Source organism: Sphingomonas sp. MMS24-J45, from assembly GCF_044881195.1.
Lineage (GTDB): Bacteria > Pseudomonadota > Alphaproteobacteria > Sphingomonadales > Sphingomonadaceae > Sphingomonas.
The window spans coordinates 2,645,162-2,663,171 of record NZ_CP173255.1 but is presented as its reverse complement, the minus strand read 5'-3'; the positions used below and the strand labels follow the sequence as shown (position 1 = coordinate 2,663,171).

Annotated in this window: 16 protein-coding genes and 1 tRNA gene; 11 read left to right on the top strand and 6 right to left on the bottom strand. The window is 65.4% G+C overall.

Translation table 11 applies throughout. The annotated features are described in order from the left end of the window. The 3 genes from AB5I39_RS12925 to AB5I39_RS12915 all read right to left on the bottom strand — a co-directional run bounded on the left by AB5I39_RS12925 (nucleotide 1) and on the right by AB5I39_RS12915 (nucleotide 1,173). Nucleotides 1-77: transfer RNA gene (locus AB5I39_RS12925), tRNA-Pro, on the bottom strand. A gap of 67 nt (nucleotides 78-144) precedes the next feature. Further along, entirely contained in the window at nucleotides 145-816 is a 672-nt protein-coding gene (locus AB5I39_RS12920) for a hypothetical protein (RefSeq protein WP_404367501.1), read from the bottom strand. Between the two features lie 45 nt (nucleotides 817-861). Continuing rightward, a complete protein-coding gene (locus AB5I39_RS12915; protein WP_404367498.1) occupies nucleotides 862-1,173 on the bottom strand; it encodes a putative quinol monooxygenase in 312 nt (103 codons plus the stop codon). A gap of 146 nt (nucleotides 1,174-1,319) precedes the next feature. Here AB5I39_RS12915 and yajC point away from each other — a divergent pair, with 146 nt between their 5' ends. Genes yajC through AB5I39_RS12890 form a run of 5 tightly spaced genes read left to right on the top strand, consistent with a single transcriptional unit; the run spans nucleotide 1,320 to nucleotide 5,862 of the window. After that, complete coding sequence (gene yajC, locus AB5I39_RS12910; protein WP_404367495.1) at nucleotides 1,320-1,664, top strand: preprotein translocase subunit YajC; 345 nt, start codon at nucleotides 1,320-1,322, stop codon at nucleotides 1,662-1,664. A 4-nt stretch (nucleotides 1,665-1,668) separates the two neighbouring features. Continuing rightward, entirely contained in the window at nucleotides 1,669-3,249 is a 1,581-nt protein-coding gene (secD, locus tag AB5I39_RS12905; protein ID WP_404367492.1) for a protein translocase subunit SecD, read from the top strand. Nucleotides 3,250-3,262: 13 nt separating this feature from the next. Further along, the gene (gene secF, locus AB5I39_RS12900; protein WP_404367489.1) at nucleotides 3,263-4,219 is read left to right on the top strand and encodes a protein translocase subunit SecF; all 957 of its coding nucleotides are present in this window, start codon (nucleotides 3,263-3,265) and stop codon (nucleotides 4,217-4,219) included. Beyond that, the gene (locus AB5I39_RS12895; protein ID WP_404367486.1) at nucleotides 4,219-4,599 is read left to right on the top strand and encodes an Mth938-like domain-containing protein; all 381 of its coding nucleotides are present in this window, start codon (nucleotides 4,219-4,221) and stop codon (nucleotides 4,597-4,599) included. Before secF ends, AB5I39_RS12895 begins: the two co-directional genes overlap by 1 nt. A gap of 54 nt (nucleotides 4,600-4,653) precedes the next feature. Further along, on the top strand, nucleotides 4,654-5,862 hold the full coding sequence (locus AB5I39_RS12890) for a DUF3089 domain-containing protein (RefSeq protein ID WP_404367483.1): 1,209 nt from the start codon (nucleotides 4,654-4,656) through the stop codon (nucleotides 5,860-5,862). A gap of 94 nt (nucleotides 5,863-5,956) precedes the next feature. On the opposite strand, the gene AB5I39_RS12885 is transcribed toward AB5I39_RS12890, so the two are convergent. Beyond that, a complete protein-coding gene (locus AB5I39_RS12885; protein WP_404367480.1) occupies nucleotides 5,957-7,123 on the bottom strand; it encodes a glycosyltransferase in 1,167 nt (388 codons plus the stop codon). Nucleotides 7,124-7,426: 303 nt separating this feature from the next. Further along, nucleotides 7,427-8,251, bottom strand: a complete 825-nt coding sequence (locus AB5I39_RS12880; protein ID WP_404367478.1) for a class I mannose-6-phosphate isomerase — start codon at nucleotides 8,249-8,251, stop codon at nucleotides 7,427-7,429. A gap of 114 nt (nucleotides 8,252-8,365) precedes the next feature. Between AB5I39_RS12880 and AB5I39_RS12875 the strand changes: the two genes are divergently transcribed. From AB5I39_RS12875 to AB5I39_RS12850, 6 genes are all read left to right on the top strand, one after another. Next, entirely contained in the window at nucleotides 8,366-9,316 is a 951-nt protein-coding gene (locus tag AB5I39_RS12875) for an outer membrane protein assembly factor BamD (RefSeq protein ID WP_404367475.1), read from the top strand. A gap of 62 nt (nucleotides 9,317-9,378) precedes the next feature. Beyond that, entirely contained in the window at nucleotides 9,379-11,043 is a 1,665-nt protein-coding gene (gene recN / locus AB5I39_RS12870; RefSeq protein WP_404367472.1) for a DNA repair protein RecN, read from the top strand. A gap of 409 nt (nucleotides 11,044-11,452) precedes the next feature. Beyond that, nucleotides 11,453-11,659: a cold-shock protein gene (locus tag AB5I39_RS12865; RefSeq protein WP_176496810.1), complete on the top strand. Its 207-nt coding sequence runs from the start codon at nucleotides 11,453-11,455 to the stop codon at nucleotides 11,657-11,659. A 66-nt stretch (nucleotides 11,660-11,725) separates the two neighbouring features. Further along, complete coding sequence (locus tag AB5I39_RS12860; protein WP_404367469.1) at nucleotides 11,726-11,953, top strand: hypothetical protein; 228 nt, start codon at nucleotides 11,726-11,728, stop codon at nucleotides 11,951-11,953. A 180-nt stretch (nucleotides 11,954-12,133) separates the two neighbouring features. Next, complete coding sequence (ligA, locus tag AB5I39_RS12855) at nucleotides 12,134-14,206, top strand: NAD-dependent DNA ligase LigA (protein ID WP_404367466.1); 2,073 nt, start codon at nucleotides 12,134-12,136, stop codon at nucleotides 14,204-14,206. 178 nt (nucleotides 14,207-14,384) lie between these two features. Further along, complete coding sequence (locus AB5I39_RS12850; protein WP_404367463.1) at nucleotides 14,385-17,255, top strand: TonB-dependent receptor; 2,871 nt, start codon at nucleotides 14,385-14,387, stop codon at nucleotides 17,253-17,255. 84 nt (nucleotides 17,256-17,339) lie between these two features. On the opposite strand, the gene AB5I39_RS12845 is transcribed toward AB5I39_RS12850, so the two are convergent. Then, nucleotides 17,340-17,936 carry an HD domain-containing protein gene (locus tag AB5I39_RS12845; RefSeq protein ID WP_404367461.1) on the bottom strand — a complete coding sequence of 199 codons (597 nt, stop codon included), beginning with the start codon at nucleotides 17,934-17,936 and terminating at the stop codon, nucleotides 17,340-17,342. Between the last annotated feature and the right edge of the window lie 74 nt (nucleotides 17,937-18,010).

Sequence of the window (18,010 nt, the reverse complement as noted above, 5' to 3'; positions counted from 1 at the left end):
TGGTCGGAGCGACAGGATTCGAACCTGCGACCCTCACACCCCCAGTGTGATGCGCTACCAGGCTGCGCTACGCCCCGACCGAGGGAAGCGCGCTTAAGCCGGGCGGCGCCGAGATGCAAGCGCTTGCTTTGGCGACGCGGCAGGTCATTTGATCTGACCGAGCGGCAGCAGGCGCTTGGCGAGCGACTGGATCAGCTTGGCATCGCCGCCCTTCACCACCGCCGCCATCTGCACCGCGCGGCGCTGGATCAGGCGGTCGAGCGTCGTTGGGGTGCTGCCCCTCACCGCCGCATCGAGCAAGGCGGGCGCGGCGGGATCGGTCGGGTCGATCGCCAGGCGCAGCAAAGCCGCGAGGCCGGGGAACAGCGCGCGACCCCCGCCAAGCGCGATCGAACGGTCAAGGGCGGCCAGCCCGACCGGCTTGCGCGCGCCGAGCGCGGCGCGGGCCGCGAAGCCGCCGAGTGCCTCGATAGCGTTCAAATGCCACGCGCCGATCGCCGCCTGCGCCTCGGCATCGCGTGGGTTCCTGGCCGCTATCGCCTCGAACTGCGCCTTGGCGGCGAGCGCATCGCTGCGACTGTGCGACAGCTTCGCGCGGTAACTGACTGCCATCGCGCGCGTCATGTGCGCTTCGCCGTCACCCGGCGTACGGGCCAGCGCCGCGGTGGCCGCTGCCTCCACGCCCGCGATCTGGGCGAGTGCGGCAGCCTTGTCGCGCGCGCCGAAGGCGGTTTGCGTCAATTGCTCGCGCCCCGCATCCGCGAGTGCGGCGGCGGGGGCGATCAGCACCGTGGCGGCGGCAAGGTATCGGAACATGTGGTCTCCCATCGGTCACCTCAACGCGGCAGGTGAGTTTTGGCCTCAATCGCCGATCAGCGTGCGCCAGAAAGTGCCGTCCCACGCTTTCACGCTCATTTCCAGAACGGTGAAATCGCGCAGCGCGCGGCCAAAGGCTTTCTGATGGTCGGCGCTGCCATGTGCGGCGAGCGCTTCGATGCTTTCCCAGCGTTCCGAAATGCGGATAATGTCGGGATCGGCGACGTCGAAAGCGAAATTATAGAGCTCGCAACCGGCCTCGGCGGCGGTCGTCGCCATATGTGCGGTGAGCAGATCGGTCATGCGGGCGGCATCGCCGGGGGCGGTCTTGATATGGCCCAGAACAAGGATCGTCATGCTCGTCTCCAAAGGTCGCGCGCAGCAACGGGCGTTGCCACGCCGCGCAAGTGATGATAGCGCGCGCCGCTTGTAGCGAGGCCGCAAGGTCGCGCCAGTCCGCTTGCGTTCTCGCGCAGGCGCGTCCTGCTTTACCAAGGTAGCCCATGTTCGCCACCCCTGCTTTTGCCCAGACCGCCGGTACTGCGGTGCAACCCGACGGGTTTGCCGCCATGCTGCTCAATTTCGGGCCGCTGCTGCTCGTTTTCGTGGTTTTCTACCTTCTGATCCTGCGCCCGCAGCAAGCGCGCGCCAAGGCGCAAGCCGCGACGATCGCGGCGGTCAAGAAGGGCGATTCGGTCGTCACGGCGGGCGGCATCGCGGGCAAGGTGACCAAGGTCGAAGAGCGTTTCGTCGAAGTCGAGATCGCGCCGACGGTGAAGGTGCGGGTCGTCAAGATGACGCTCGCCGAAGTGACGCCTTCGGGCTCCGGCAAGCCAGCGAACGACTGATCCGATGCTCGATTTCCCGCGCTGGAAGGTTGTCTCGATCGTCGCGCTGCTCGCGTGCCTGATGGCACTCGCGATTCCGAGCGTGATCCCCTCGTCGATCACGGCCAATTGGGGCGTATGGTTGCCGCGGATCAACCTCGGGCTCGATCTGAACGGCGGCGTCGATCTCCTGCTCGAGGCCGATACCAAGAAGTTCATCGACGACCGAGTCGAGGCCAAGCGCGAGCAGATCGCGACCGCGATGAGCACGGCGCCCGCAATTTCGATCGGCGACATTGCGACCGATGGCGGCAAATTGAGCTTCCTGCTGCGCGACGTGCGGCAGATCGATGCCGCGCGCGAACGGCTGAGCAAGATGACCACCGGCGTCGGCTACACCGCGCAGCGCGACTGGGATCTGCAGGTGATCGACGGCGGTCGCATCGTGATGACCCCGACCGAGGCCGGCATCAATCAGGCGATCGACGATGCGATGAAGACGGCGACCGACGTGGTCCGTTCGCGCATCGACAAGCTCGGCACCAAGGAACCCGATGTGCGCCGTCAGGGCAGCAACCGGATCGACGTGCAGGTGCCGGGGTTGAAGGACCCCAAGCAGCTGAAGGAATTGCTCGGCAAGACCGCCAAGCTCGAATTCAAGATGGTGTCCGACACGCCGTACAGCCCGGGCGTGATCCTGCCTGCGGGGACGCAAGTCCTGCCTTACCCCGAACAGGGACCGGGTGCGCAGATCATCGTCAAGCGGCAAGCCGTGCTGACCGGCAATGAACTGGTCAGCGCCAAGCAGGCGTTCAAGCAGGAAGACAATCGCCCGATCGTCGATTTCACCTTCAACAGCGAAGGCGGCGCGAAGTTCGCGCAAATCACGCAGAACAACGTCGGCAAGCGCTTCGCCGTCGTGGTCGATGGTCAGGTCATCTCGGCCCCGTCGATCAACACGCCAATTCTGGGCGGGCAAGGCTATATCGAGGGTGGCTTCACCGTCGAATCCGCCAACAACCTCGCGATCGCGCTCAGCTCCGCGCTGCCGATTGCGCTGAAGGTGGTGCAGGAGCAGAGCGTCGGGCCCGACCTGGGCCAGGAATCGATCAACGCCGGCCTGACCGCCTCCGCGCTCGCGGTCGTGCTGGTCGTGCTGTTCATGATCGCGACCTATGGCCGCTTCGGTTTCTATGCCGACTATGCGGTGGTCATCAACGTGGTGGTGATCATGGGCGTGCTCGCGCTGATCGGCGGGACGCTGACGCTGCCGGGGATCGCCGGCTTCGTGCTGACGATCGGGACCGCGGTGGACGCCAACGTGCTGATCAACGAGCGTATCCGCGAGGAACGTCGCCGTGGGCGATCGGTGATCCAGGCGGTCGAGCTCGGCTACAAGGAAGCCAGCCGCACGATTTTCGAGGCGAACGCGACGCATACGATTTCGGCGCTGATCATGCTCGCCTTCGGCTCCGGCCCGGTGCGCGGTTTCGCGATCGTCCTGCTGATCGGGATCGTGACGTCGGTGTTCACCGCAGTCACCTTTACCCGCATGTTGGTGGTGCAGTGGATCCGCCGCACCCGCCCGACCGACATGAACATTTGAACGGCCCGATATCATGCGCCTGCTGAAACTCGTCCCCGACAACACCAACCTGCCGTTCGTGTCGCTGCGCCGCTGGGCGTTTGCGCTGACGATGGCCTTGACGATCGCGGCGGTCGCCATCGTATTCGCCAAGGGGCTCAACCTCGGCGTCGATTTCGTCGGCGGCCTGACCATCGAAGAGAAGTTCCAGACGCCGCCCTCGGTCGAGAAATTGCGCGAGACGGTCGAGCGGCTGAACCTCGGTGAACCGCGGCTTCAGGCGGTCGGGCTCGACGGCAGGACCGTTTCGATCAAGCTGCCGCCGGTGAAGAGCAACGACGAAGGCGCGACCGCGCGTGTGGTCGACACCGTTCATGCCGCCGTGGTGAAGGATTTCCCGGACGCCAAATTCTCGCAGCAAAGCTCGGTCAGCGGCAAGGTGTCGGACGAACTGATCCGCAACGGCATCCTTGCGGTGGTGCTCGCGGTGCTCGGCATCGGCCTGTTCGCGATCTTCCGCTTCGAATGGCAGTTCGGCGTTTCGACCGTCGTCGCGATCGTGCACGACGTGCTGATGACGCTCGGCTTCTTCGCGCTGACGCAGTTCGAATTCGACCTCAACATCGTCGCGGCAGTGCTGACCATCATCGGCTATTCGATCAACGACAAGATCGTGATCGATGACCGGATTCGCGAAAATATGCGCCGCTATCGCAAGATGGACATGCCGCAGATCATCGATCTTTCGGTCAACGAGACGCTGCCCCGTACCGTGATGACCTCGCTGACGATCCTGCTCGCCTTGTTCGCCATGCTGATCTTCGGCGGGCCGGTGCTGCGTGGCTTCACCGCGGCGATGATCCTCGGCATCGTCGTCGGGACCTATTCGTCGATCTATGTGTCGTCGTCGCTGCTGATCTCGCTCGGGCTGCGGCCCGATCCCAAGATCGGCGACGAGGCGGTGGTGCCGAGCAAGACCGCCGCACGCTGATGCGGATCGATGCCGAGCGCGGGACCGGGCCGATCATCACCGGACTTTCCGCGAGCGGCTTCAAGGTCGAGGCGGGCAGTTTCAAAGGCGTTTACCGCGCGCTGACGATCTCGCCCGAGGGCAGCACCGAATGGACGCCGCCGCCGATCGAAGCGCTTGATCCCGCCGCGCTGGGCGCCGTGCTCGACACCGACCCGGCCCCGGAATTCCTGTTGCTCGGTACCGGAGCGACGCTGCAACGCCCCTCCCCTGCCTTTATCCGCGCACTCGAAGCGCGCGGCATCGGCGTCGAGGCGATGGACAGCCGCGCTGCGGCACGCGCCTGGGCCGTGCTGCGCGGCGAAGGCCGCTGGGTGATCGGGGCCTTCTATCCACTTTGACCCGGCGCGCGGTGCGGCTATCCTTGCGCGGTTGGAGTTCGGGGAGAGTCGCACATGAAAACAATCCTTTCGGCGTTCGCCTTGGTCGCGGCCACGGTTGGCGCCCCGGCCCTGGCGCAGGCGCAGACCGCCCCGGCCGCACCCGCCCCCGATACTGCCCCCGCCCCCGCCGCCAGCCCCGATTACACCAATGCACGGAACTGGCTGTGCCGACCGGGCCGCGCCGACCCCTGCACCGCCGACCAGAGCGCGACGATCGTCAAGCCCGACGGATCGCGGAAGGTCGAGACCTTCACCGCCACGAAGGACCCCGCGTTCGATTGTTTCTACGTCTATCCGACCGTCTCGCTCGACCCGACGCCGAACAGCGACATGAATGCGGGGCAGGAGGAAAATGTCGTCGCCGCATTTCAGGCGGCACGCTTCACCAAATATTGCCGCGTCTTCGCGCCGATCTATCGTCAGGTCACGCTGCCGGGGCTGCAAGCGGTGTTGACCGGCCGCCCGGTAGCGATCGACCGGGCGATGGCGTACCGCGACGTTAAGGCCGCGTGGGACGAATATATGGCCTATGACAATCACGGGCGCGGCGTCGTGCTGATCGGGCATAGCCAGGGATCGGGCGTGCTGAAGACGCTAATGGCCGATGCGATCGAGGGAACGCCCGCGCAGAAGCAGATCATTTCGGTGATGATCCCCGGCACCAATGTCGCGGTGCCGGTCGGCAAGGATGTGGGCGGTGATTTGAAGTCGACGCCGCTGTGCCGCAAGGCGAGCGATACCGGCTGCGTGGTGAGCTATGTCACGTTCCGCGCCGATGCGCCGCCGCCGCCGAATACGCGCTTCGGTGGCGTGCCGCAGCCGGGGATGACCGCGGCTTGCGTCAATCCGGCGGCGCTGCGCGGCGCAGCGGCAACCGCCGACGCCTATCTCGGCGCGAAGGGTGCAGGCCTGTCGAGCGCGCCGCAAGGGCCGTGGTCGAGCGATGGCGCGCCGGTCACGACGCCGTTCGTCAAGGTGCCGGGGCTCCTGAGTGTCGCCTGCACGACGAGCGGGCGGTTCAGCTATCTGGCGGTAACGGTCAATGCGGTGCCTAGCGATGCGCGCACCGACACGATCGTCGGCGACATCGTGTTCGGCGGCGGCATCCTGAAGGATTGGGGCCTGCACCTGCTCGACATGCCGGTGGTGATGGGCGATCTGGTCGAGCTGAGCGCGGTGCAGGCAAAGGCCTGGGAGGCTAAGCAGGGGGCGGTGAAGTAAGCTCTCCGCTATGTGCTCCGGCGTAGGCCGGAGCGTTGGGTCGGGTGTCGCGCGGCCGGCCAAGGCTCCGGCCTGCGCCGGAGCACAGGCGCGGTTATGGCCGGGCGAGTCCTGTCAGATGATCGTATAACGCAGCGGTGTTCGCGTCCCAGGTGAAGCGCTCCGCCCCACGCCGGACAGCGTCGGGCGCTGGCGGATCGGCCAGAAGCTCGGCTATCCCTGCTGCAAACCCCTCCGCGGTGCGTTGAACGATCCGGCCGCAGGCGGGATCGTTCACCACCTCCCCGGCCCCGCCGGCATCGGTCACGACGATCGGCGTGCCGCACGCCAGCGCCTCGACCCAAGCGTTGGCGAGGCCTTCAGACGATGAGGCGAGCGCCATCACATCGGCCGCGCCGAGCAGCGCGGAGAGGTCCGCGTGGGGCACCGATCCGAGCAGGCGTACCCTGCCCCCCAGCCCGAGCTTCGCGATCTGCGCGGTGAGCGCGGCGCGTTCCGGGCCCTCCCCTGCGATGAGTAGGGTCGCGTCGGGCAGCGCGGCAAGCGCCCCGACCACGATATCGTGTCCTTTACGCGGGATGAGCGCTCCGAGCGAGACGATCAGCGGGCCGGTGACTTCATAGGCCGCCTTGGCCGCCGCGCGATCGCGTGGGGCGAAGCGGTCGAGGTCGACGCCAGTGTGGTGGACGCGGATCGTGTCTGCTGGGATGCCAAGCGCAGCCATGTCGGCGCGCATCGCCTGGCTGACCGCGAGTACCCCGCTTGCCGCCCTGCCTGCCGCAAGAACTTGGGGCGCGGTGGCGGGGGCATGGCCCCAATGGTGGATGTCGGCACCGCGCGCCTTGATCGACACCGGCACGCCGAAATGCCGCCCGAGCGCGATCGCGGCAGGGCCGTCGGGGAAGAAGAATTCGGCGTCGATCACGTCGAAGGCGAACGCGCGGCGGATGCGCTCTAGCAGCGGGATCAGCCGCCGGGTAAGCGCGCCCGTGTGAAACCGTCCGCCCGTGCCGGGCAAGGTGGTGAAGCGCGGACGGTGGGTGTCGAGGCCCTTCCACGTTTCACGGTCTGGGAGCTTGGCGAGATCGGCATAATGCGCATGCCGCGTAAGCGGCCAAGGCGGGAGGCCGACCGGCGCGACGAGTTGGAGTTCGACATCCGGGTGCGCTGCGAGCCCGAGCGTCTGCCGCTCGACGAACACCCCGAAATTGGGCCGCGTCGCGTCGGGGAACAGGGTCGAGAGCGTGAGGACGCGGAGCATGTGCGGCGGGATAGCATGGATGCGTTAACGCGGGGTGGTCTGCCGCTAAAGTCACACGAGTCGCACTATCGAGCACTTTTGCGAGTGCGTGATCTGGGGGATCAAACGGTTGAAAGAGCGACGGAATCTATCGCAGATTTGCCGGGTGTAGGACAGCATCAACGCGTCATGATGCATTCGCTTCCCCGGCGCTGGCCGGGGCCCAGTTGGATGGCCAGTGGTCGTGGAGCACGACGCCGACCAACTGCTGTTTTGCGACTGGGCCCCGAAGGAGCATAGGATTAATGGCGGTGAAGCAGATTCCTAAAGCCGCTTGTCGCCCGGATAGGCCAGCAACAGATCGCTCCCCGCATCGGCAGCGATTTCGCTGCGGCCTGTCAGCGTCAGGCATTCGCCCGCCTTCCAAGGCACGCCATCGACTGCGCCCATCCCTGCGACGGGGACGAACCAGCCGGTCACGCCCGCGGGCAAGTCCACCACGCGGTGGCCGCCTGCAAAGCGTTCGACGACGAATTTCGGCCCTTCGGCGAGGATTTGCCGATCCCCACTATCCTTCGCAGGCGTGGGCAAGGGCACGAACGGCTCCGCGTCGGACACGGCGACGCCTGCATCGAGGTGCAATTCGCGGTCGCTGCCATAATCGTAGAGGCGGTAGGTCAGATCCACATTCTGCTGGATTTCGACGCAGGTGATGCCCGCCCCGATTGCGTGGATCGTGCCCGCCTTGTTGTAGATGAAGTCGCCCGCCTTGACCGGTTTCCAGTCGAGCTTGTGCTCGATCGACCCGTCGAGCGCGGCAGCGCGGAGTTCCTCGTGCGTCATCGGCGCGAGCGTGCCGATCGCAATGGTCGATGTGGGTTCGGCGGCCAGGATCAGCCATGCCTCGTCCTTGCCGCGGGGGTAGCCCGCTGCTCGTGCCTGCGCATCGTCGGGATGGACCTGCACCGACAATTTCTCGCTGGTGAACAGATATTTGATCAGCAGTTCCGGCTCGCCCGCGTGCGGCGTCTGGAACCACACTTCGCCGATTTTCTCGCCCCCCGGTGCGGGGTCGGCAAAACCGGGCCACAAACGGGTGCGGCCCCAGGGCTTTTCGACGCGTTTGGTGGCGAGCAGGGTGGCAGTCACGGCGGGCAATCTCCAATCAGTCGGTCATAACGCCAACGCTCCATTCGCACCAAGCGATCCGTTCGCCGATTAAGGATTGTTCGCCGCCGCGCGCTTGCGCTAAGACCAGCGCCGATGCGTACCCCCCTTACCCGCTCGCCCCTGTTCCGCAGCCTTGCGGTCGTCCTGATCGCCGGAACCGCGCTCACCACCACCGGCTGCGCGCGCAACCGCACCAAGGGCGACATTCCGTATGTCGCGCGCGATGTCGGCACGCTTTACACGGCAGCGCGCAAGCGGTTGGACAACAAGGAATATAAGCTTGCGGCGGCCCTGTTCGACGAGGTCGAGCGGCAGCATCCCTATTCGGTTTGGGCGCGTCGTGCGCAGTTGATGAGCGCGTTCAGCTATTATCTGGCGCGCGATTATACCTCGTCGATCCAGTCCGCGCAGCGCTTCCTGTCGGTCCATCCGGGCAACCGCGACGCGCCTTATGCTTATTATCTCATCTCGCTCGGCTATTACGAACAGATCAGCGACGTAACGCGCGACCAGAAGATTACCCAGCAAGCGCTCGATTCGCTGGGCGAGCTGACGCGGCGTTACCCCAACACCCGCTATGCCGCCGATGCGCGGCTGAAGATCGATCTGGTGCGCGACCATCTGGCCGGCAAGGAAATGGAGATAGGGCGCTTCTATGAAACGCGCGGTCAGTGGCTTGCTGCGAACGGTCGCTTCCGCAAGGTGGTCGACGATTACCAGACGACGACGCACACGCCCGAAGCGCTGATGCGCCTGACCGAGACGTATCTGGCGCTCGGCGTGCCGGAGGAAGCGCGCAAATCGGCGGCCGTGCTCGGCGCGAACTATCCCGGCACGCAATGGTATAGCCGTGCCTACAAGCTGTCGAACGAGCATCCCCCGGTCGCCGTCGCCGCGATCGCGACGGGTCAGCCAGTCGTGCCCAATGCCGGAGCGCCAGCCGAGGTCGATCTCAAGAAGAAGCGCGACATCGACCGCGATACGAGTGCGGCACCGGTCGGCTCCTCCGCCACGAACAATCCGGGCAGCCCCAAGCCCAATTGACCTGCTGCGCGTAAAAAGAACGATACCGGAACACGCAAAGCTCGGGTAAAGGGGGCGGCACGATGCTGAACTCTCTCATTATTCGTGATGTCGTACTGATCGAGGCGCTCGATCTGCATTTCGGGCCCGGTCTCGGCGTGCTGACGGGGGAGACGGGCGCGGGCAAGTCGATCCTGCTCGATGCGCTGGGCCTGGCGCTCGGCGCGCGCGGCGAGGCGGGGCTGGTGCGGCAGGGCGCGGCGCAAGCGGTCATCACCGCGACCTTCGACACGCCCGCCGCCGATGGGCCGATCGTCGCCTTGCTCACCGAAAACGGGCTCGATGTCGAACCCGGTGAACCGCTGCTGATCCGGCGCATCGTTAAGGCCGATGGCGGCAGCCGCGCGTTCGTCAACGATCAGCCTGCATCCGCCGGATTGCTGCGCGAAATGGCGACGTGGCTGGTGGAAATCCACGGCCAGCATGACGATCGCGGATTGCTCAACGCGCGCGGGCATCGCGCGTTGCTCGATGCGTTCGGCCGGGTCGATACCGGTGCGACGTCTGCTGCCTATAAGGCGTGGCGTGATGCCGAAGGGGCGCTGACCGCCGCGCGCGCGAGCATCGACACTGCACAACGCGACCGCGAATGGCTCGAACATGCCGTTGGCGAACTCCGCGCGCTCGCCCCCGAGCCGGGCGAGGAGGAAACGCTCGCCGACCGCCGCCGCACGATGCAGCGGTCCGAAAAGATCGCCGAGGACCTAGCCGCGATCGAGACGTGGCTGGAGGGATCGGACGGTGGCCTGTCGCAGCTCCGCCAGGCGGCGCGCGTGCTGGAGCGGATTGCGGGCGATCATGCTGCCCTGGCCGAAGCACTGGCGGCGATCGATCGGGCGGTGATCGAAGGGGCGGTCGCCGAGGAGCGGTTGCGCGTGGCAAAGGCCGACCTGTGGTTCGATCCGGCGACGCTGGAAGACGATGAGACACGGCTGTTCGAACTGCGCGGCATGGCGCGCAAGCACCGGGTGCAGCCCGATGAATTGGCCGAGCTTGCGGCTGATCTTGAAGCGAAGCTGGCGGCGCTGGAGGCGGGCGAAGAGGGTTTGGCCGCGCTGGAAACGAAGCTTGCCGCCGCGCGGAAGCGCTACGATGCGGCGGCCGATGCGCTGAGCGCGGCGCGCGCCGAGGCCGCGCTGCGGCTCGATGCGGCGGTGAAGGGCGAACTGGTACCGCTCAAACTCGACGCGGCGCGATTTCGCACCGTCGTCGCCCCTGCGCCAACGGAGAATTGGTCGGCGGCGGGCAAGGACCGGGTCGAGTTCGAAATCTCGACCAACCCCGGCGCGCCGTTCGCACCGCTGGTCAAGATCGCGAGCGGCGGCGAATTGTCGCGCTTCATCCTCGCGCTGAAGGTCGCGCTTGCCGAGCAAGGCGGGGCGGCGACCATGATCTTCGACGAAATCGACCGCGGCGTCGGCGGTGCCGTTGCAAGCGCGATCGGCGAGCGGCTCGCCCGGCTGGCCGGGGGTACGCAGTTGCTGGTCGTGACCCACAGCCCGCAAGTCGCGGCGCGCGGTGGGCATCATCTTCTGATCGCCAAGAGCCATGACGGGACCGTGACCCGCACCGGCGTCACGACGCTCGACGAGGACGCCCGTCGCGAGGAAATCGCCCGGATGCTGTCGGGCGCGACGATTACGCCCGAGGCAAGGGCGCAGGCGGAGCGGTTGCTGGAGACGGCGTGAGGCGATTGTCACCTCGGCCCTGTGCCGGGGTCCAGCAAGCCGCACCTGCGGGCGTCAAAATTTGCGTTACACCAAGCCGCCCGGTGGACCCCGGCACAGGGCCGGGGTGACAAAAAGCTTTGCAGAATCGAAACCGCGACAATCGCGTAACACTCTGCTACAGTGCATCCATCGCGCGAGTCTGCCCTCAAGCATCGCGCGGCTGAGAGACTTTCTGCGCTCCCGCTTGCCTGGCATCGGATGCGCGCTTTTGTCCCCTCTTAATCTCCTTTTCAGTCAGCCTGCCCGCCGCGGAGCCTCCGCGCGCGGTTGACTGCACGTGATCGGATGCGCCGGCCGGGGCCGGACGTCGCATTCGTCTTCGATCTCGGCCCCATCCGGTCTTGCACCGGGACCAAAGGAATCAGTTATGGCTATCGGCACCGTTAAATTCTTCAACGCCGACAAGGGTTATGGTTTCATCGCGCCCGAGGGTGGCGGTGGCGACGCGTTCGTCCACATCAGCGCGGTCGAAGCGGCCGGCATGGCGACGCTCGATCGCGACCAGCGCGTTTCGTACGAGCTGGAAGAGGACCGTCGCGGCAAGATGTCGGCGGTCAAGCTCGCGCAGGCCTAAGCCTATCGCGGGTGTCGCGAACGGTGCCTTTGCGGGCATCGCCGCGACACCCGCCATTTCCTCACATTGTCGTGGAGACCTCCGACGAATAGCACCGCCCTCTTCTATCGTGACCGCGCCCGCCAGGCCGAGTCCGACGCTTCCGCCGCAACGCTGGACAATGTCCGCGATCGCTGGCTTCGCGCCGCGAAATCGTGGGACGAAATGGCCACGCGTGCCGAAAAGACCGCCGAGCGCAAATCGGTCAACGAAGAAGCCAAGCACCTCGCCGAAATGGATTCCAGCGAGGATTAGAACGTCGAGTTTTAAACCTATCCCGTTCGGCCCCGGACTAGATCCGGGGCTGCCGAAGCCCTGTGTGCCACAACACATGCCCGATATACGGCGCGGAGCCCTTCGACAGGCTCAGGGCAAACGGGAAGCGTGACGTTCGCCGCTTGATCCGGCGCGGCGCCCTCCGCTACGCCAACGGGCATGAGCACCCCCCTCCCCGCCACCGATGAAGATGCCGCCGCCGAACTGGCGCGGCTGGCCGGGGAGATCGCGCACCACAATCGCGCTTATCACACCGACGATGCGCCCGAGATTTCGGACGCCGACTATGACGCGCTGACGCGGCGGAATGCCGCGATCGAGGCGGCATTTCCGCATCTGGTGCGCAGCGATTCGCCGTCGCTGGCCGTTGGGGCCGCACCCGCCGCACATCTCGCCAAGGTTGCGCACGCACGGCCGATGATGAGCCTGGAGAATGGCTTTTCCGCCGATGAAGCCAACGAATTCGTCGCGCGGGTGCGGCGGTTTCTCAATCTGGCCGAGGATGCGCCGGTTGCGCTGACCGCCGAGCCGAAGATCGACGGCCTGTCCTGTTCGCTGCGCTACGAAGGCGGGCGGTTGGTGCAGGCGCTCACGCGCGGCGATGGTCAGGTGGGCGAGGATGTCACCGCCAATGTCGCGACGATCGGCGATATTCCCGCACGCCTGAGCGGCAACGCGCCCGACATTTTCGAGATCCGCGGCGAGGTCTATATGGCCAAGGCCGATTTCGCCGCGCTCAACGCCCGCCTGCTGGCCGAGGCCGAGGAGACGGGCAAGGAGGCGCGGCAATTCGCCAATCCGCGCAATGCCGCCGCCGGATCGCTGCGCCAGAAGGATGCGGCGGTGACCGCGAGCCGCCCGCTCCGCTTCCTCGCGCATGGCTGGGGCGAGACATCGGCGCTGCCCGCCGACACGCAGTTCGGCGTGATGCAGGCGATCGCCGATTGGGGGTTGCCGGTCAGCGATCTGCTGATCCGCTCCGACGGCATGGAGCAGGCGCTCGCGCACTATGCCGCGATCGAGCATCAGCGCGCCGATCTGCCGTTCGACATTGATGGCGTGGTCTACAAGGTCGACCGGCTCGACTGGCAGGGGCGCTTGGGTGCGGTTGCCAAGGCGCCGCGCTGGGCGCTGGCGCACAAATTCCCGGCGGAACGGGCGGAGACGACGCTGGAGCGGATCGACATTCAGGTCGGGCGCACCGGCAAGCTGACGCCGGTCGCACGGCTGACCCCGGTGACGGTCGGCGGCGTGGTCGTCACCAATGCGACGCTGCACAATGCCGACGAGATCGCGCGGCTCGGCGTATGGCCGGGCGACCGCGTCGTGTTGCAACGCGCGGGCGACGTGATCCCGCAGATCGTCGAGAATTGTACGCCCCATGCGAGCCGGGGGCCGTGGCCCTTCCCGACCGTCTGCCCCGAATGCCAGTCCGATGCGGTGCGCGAAGAGGGCGAAGTCGATATCCGCTGCACCGGCGGGCTGATTTGCCCGGCGCAGCGGATCGAGCGGCTGCGGCATTTCGTCAGCCGGGCAGCGCTCGACATCGAGGGGCTGGGCCTCAAGCAGATCGAGGATTTTTTCCACGACGGGTTGATTCACGCACCCGCCGACATTTTTCGCCTGACAGAAGCGCAACTGCTCGCGCGCAAGAAGGACGGGCGCGTGTGGGCGGCAAACTTGCTCGCGGCGATCGAGGCGAAGCGCGCGCCCGATCCGGCGCGCTTCCTGTTCGGGCTGGGCATCCGGCATATCGGCGCGGTGACCGCGCGCGATCTGGTCAAGGCGTTCGGCACGGTTCAGCGCATCGCCGAAATCGCCATCGCCGCGCACGATACGCCCGAAGCGCGCGCCGAACTCGAGTCGGTAGATGGCGTGGGCCCGGTGGTTGCCGAAGCGCTGATCGATTTCTTCGCGGAGTCCCATAATCGCGAGGCCTGGGCCGACCTGCTCGGGCAGGTGTCCCCGCCGCCTTATGTCTCAACGGTGCGCGAGTCGCCCGTCAGCGGCAAGACGGTGGTGTTCACCGGCAGCCTGGAAACGATGAGTCGCGACGAGGCCAAGGCGCAGGCGGAGACGCTAGGCGCGCGCGTGTCGGGATCGGTCTCGGCCAAGACCGACCTGGTGGTGGCGGGGCCTGGCGCCGGTTCGAAGTTGAAAAAGGCCGCGGAATTGGGCGTTTCGGTGATCGACGAGGCAGGGTGGGCGGAGATCGTCGCCGCCGCGCGATGAGCACAACCGGCGCGGTGATGCTTTTTTGCAACGCAGCACAAACCGATTGTGACATTCCCCGGTAGATGACTCGACTGTCATCCAACGGAAATATATTACGTGCAAGGGCAGCGCCGACGGGGTTGTACGGCGAGGTACGCCGACCCCCAGATGCGATATGAATCCTAAGGGGACTACCATGAAGATGAAGCTTTTCACGAGCGTGGCCTTTGCCGCGCTGCTGATTCCGGGCGCTGCATATGCGCAGTCGACGGGTTCGACGGATTTCGACAAGGGCGGCGAAGACATCGTCGTGACTGGCACGAAAACGAAAAAAGACGTCATCATTCCTGATGTCCCCAAGACGCGCATCACGATCGGTTCGGAACTGCTGAGCCGCGCCCGCCCTGGCCAGACAGTCAACGACATCATCAATCTGGTCCCCGGCGTCAGCTTCCAGAATAACGATGCGACCGGTGCCGCCGGCGGTACGTTCACGATCCGCGGTTTTGACAGCACGCGCATCTCGCAGACGCTCGACGGCATTCCGCTGAACGACACCGGCAATTACGCAATCTATTCGAACCAGCAGCAGGACCCTGAGACGCTTGAGTCTGTCAGCGTCAACCTGGGCACGACCGACGTCGATAGCCCGACCGCTTCGGCCGTCGGCGGTACCGTCAACATCCGCACGCGCATCCCCTCCGAGAAGTTCGGCGTCATCGCCAGCGGGACCTACGGCCAATATGCCGGCCGCGGCGATCCTTTGACGCGCGACATCTTCCGCGTGTTCGGCATGGTCGACACCGGTGATATCGCACACACCGGCATCCGCGCTTTCTTCTCGGGTTCGAAGATCGAAGCCTTTAACCCGTTCAACAACTACGGCCGCCTGCGCAAGCAGCAGTATAACGCACGCTTCTACAAGTCGCTGGGCAGCAATGGCGACTTCCTGTCGATCGCCGGCCAGTGGAACGAGAACCGCAACAACTTCCTCGGGTCGGTGCCGCTGCGCAACGATCTGTTCGCGAACGCCGTTACCACCGCCAACACAGCGGCCAATTTGGCGCGCATCGCGGGTCCGAACAGTGCCAACCGTGCGCCGATCACGGCGGCAGAGCGTTACTATACGATCAATGCGCCATGCCAGGTGAACAGCATCGCTCGGCCAGGGATCGCCGACGTTCTTGCCGTGGCACCGACCGCACCAACGGCTGGCGCAAGCTGCGGCACCGAGTTCGATCGCCGTTACAATCCGTCAAACACCGGCAACGTACGCTTCGGTTCGCGCTTCACGATCATCCCGAACCTGATCCTGTCGGTCGACGCCAGCTATCAGTACACCAAGGCCAATGGCGGCGGCACGGTCAGCCTGCTCGAAAGCGCAGCAAACCTGTCGCAAACCGCAGCTACCGAAGCATTGACCGGGGTCATCAATTCCGGGCCGAACGCTGGCAACGCTTCGCCGGCCGGGTTTGGCTATTACGTCGGTCGCGATCTTAACGGCGACGGCGACCGTCTGGATACGATCCTCGGAATCTCGCCGAGCCAGACGCAGACGCGCCGCTATGTCGGTGTCGTCGGTCTCGCCTATGAGATTTCGGACACGCAGCGCGTTCGTGTGAACTACACGGTCGATTACGGGCGTCACCGCCAGACCGGTGAAGTTGGCCTGGTGCAGCAGAATGGCGAACCGTTCGATGTGTTCCCGGTCAACAATCCGCTGAAGGATGCAACCGGCCAGACGCTGCAAAAGCGCGACCGCCTGTCCTACGCGATCCTGAACCAGGTGTCGGGCGAGTATCGCGGTAAGTTCCTTGAGGAGAAGCTGACCGTCGCGCTTGGCGTCCGTGCACCGTTCTTCCGTCGTGAACTCAACCAGAACTGCTTCACGGTCGCGGCCAACGGCAACGTGGCGTGCGTAACGCCGAGCGGCGCCGCCACCTATGCAGCGGCAAACCCCTACACCTATTTCGGGCCGAGCGTTACGACGGTCGGCGGTGTGGCACGTCCCACCACCGGCTCGTGCGCCAATGTCGCCAACGCCTGCGTCGTGGGGTTCGCCGGCCCGCAGCGTCGCGTTCGTAACTACAACCGGGTGCTGCCAAACGTCGGCGCGACTTTCAACGTGACGTCGGCGATCAGCGCTTATGCAAGCTATGCCAAGGGCTTGTCGGTTCCGGGCACGGAAAACCTGTACAACTCGTTGTATTACCCCGACGGTACGCCGCAATCGCGCCCCGCGCCGGAAACGACCGACAGCTTCGACCTCGGCGTGCGCTACACGACGAGCAAGGTGCAGGCACAGCTGGCCGGCTGGTACACCAAGTTCCAGAACCGCACGGTGTCGGTCTATGACATCGAGAGCGATACCAGCGTGTACCGCAATCTCGGCCCGGTCGATAAATACGGCGTAGACGCATCGCTCAGCTACCGTCCGACGCGCAACCTGCTGCTCTATGTCTTCGGTTCGTATCTGCACTCGAAGATCAAGAACAACACCGAAGCTGGCACCATCGCCACCACTGCCAACGGGACGACCACCTACACGACGACGTTCTTCCAGACGGCTGGCAAGCGTGAAGGCGGCTCGCCCGACTGGATGTTCGGCGGTCGTGCGCAGGGAACGATCGATATTTTCGACCTGGGCATCCAAGCGAAGTACACCGGTGGCCGTTACGTCAACGACGAAAACCGGCCGGTCTACACCTGCGTCAATGCTGCTTCCACGTCGGGCGCGACCTTGTCGACGGTGGGCGGTCTGTGCCCGACCGCGGCAAACGTTCCGGCCGCATCGGTCAATCCAAACGCTCAGGAATATCAGATCTACGGTGCGAAAATCCCGAGCTACGTGCTTGTCGATCTCGACCTGCGCATCAATCTGGGCAAGCTCGTCAACAACGACCGGACGTTCTTCCAGCTCAACGTCAGCAACCTGTTCGACAAGAACTATATCGGTGGCTTGAGCGGTTCGTCGGGCTTCGTCGGCCTGCCCAACCGCTATCAGGTCGGCAATGCAGTGATCGGCACGCCGCGCTCGATCACGGGTACGCTGCAGGTCGGCTTCTAAGCCGCCATAACCGACAAAAAATCGGCCGCCGTCCCGGATGGGACGGCGGCCTTTTTGTGCCTGCGTTTGAAGACGCCCCGGGGCTCAGGCCGCCTCCGTCTCCCCGATCTTCGCATAGATCGAGTTGATCGGTCGGGCGAAGACGCGACCGACCATCGGTTCGAAGAAGCTGAGCGGCGCGCTTTCATAGGCCGGATCGAACGCCGCCTGATCGTATTTCTCGCAGAATTCGGCGCACGCCTCGAAATGCGGGTGGCCGCGGTAGTTTTCGCGCAGGTCGCGATCGGCGCCGATGTAATGGAAGAAATAATAGCCCTGGAACACGCCGTGGGTGTTGGCGATCCAGTGCAGCTCCTCGGACACGAACGGCCGCAGCATCGCCGCACCGATCTCCGGATGGTTATAGGTGCCGAGCGTATCGCCAATGTCGTGGAGCAGCGCCATCACGACATAGGCCTCGTCCCGCCCGTCGCGATGCGCCCGCGTGGCGGTCTGCAGCGAATGCTGCAGCCGATCGACCGGGAAGCCGCCATAATCGCCGTCGAGCAAGCTGAGATGCGTCAGCACGCGGCTCGGCAAGGTACGGGCGAACTGGCCGAAATGGCTGGAAATCAGGTTCCAATCTTCCTGCGTGCCGTGTTCCATCGCGGTGAACTGCGCGCGCTCGGGCTGGTGGTTCATGGCTCTCTCTCCTCTTCTTCTTTTTGCTCCCCTCCCTGAAAGGGAGGGGCTGGGGGTGGGTTGGCCTGAGGCGG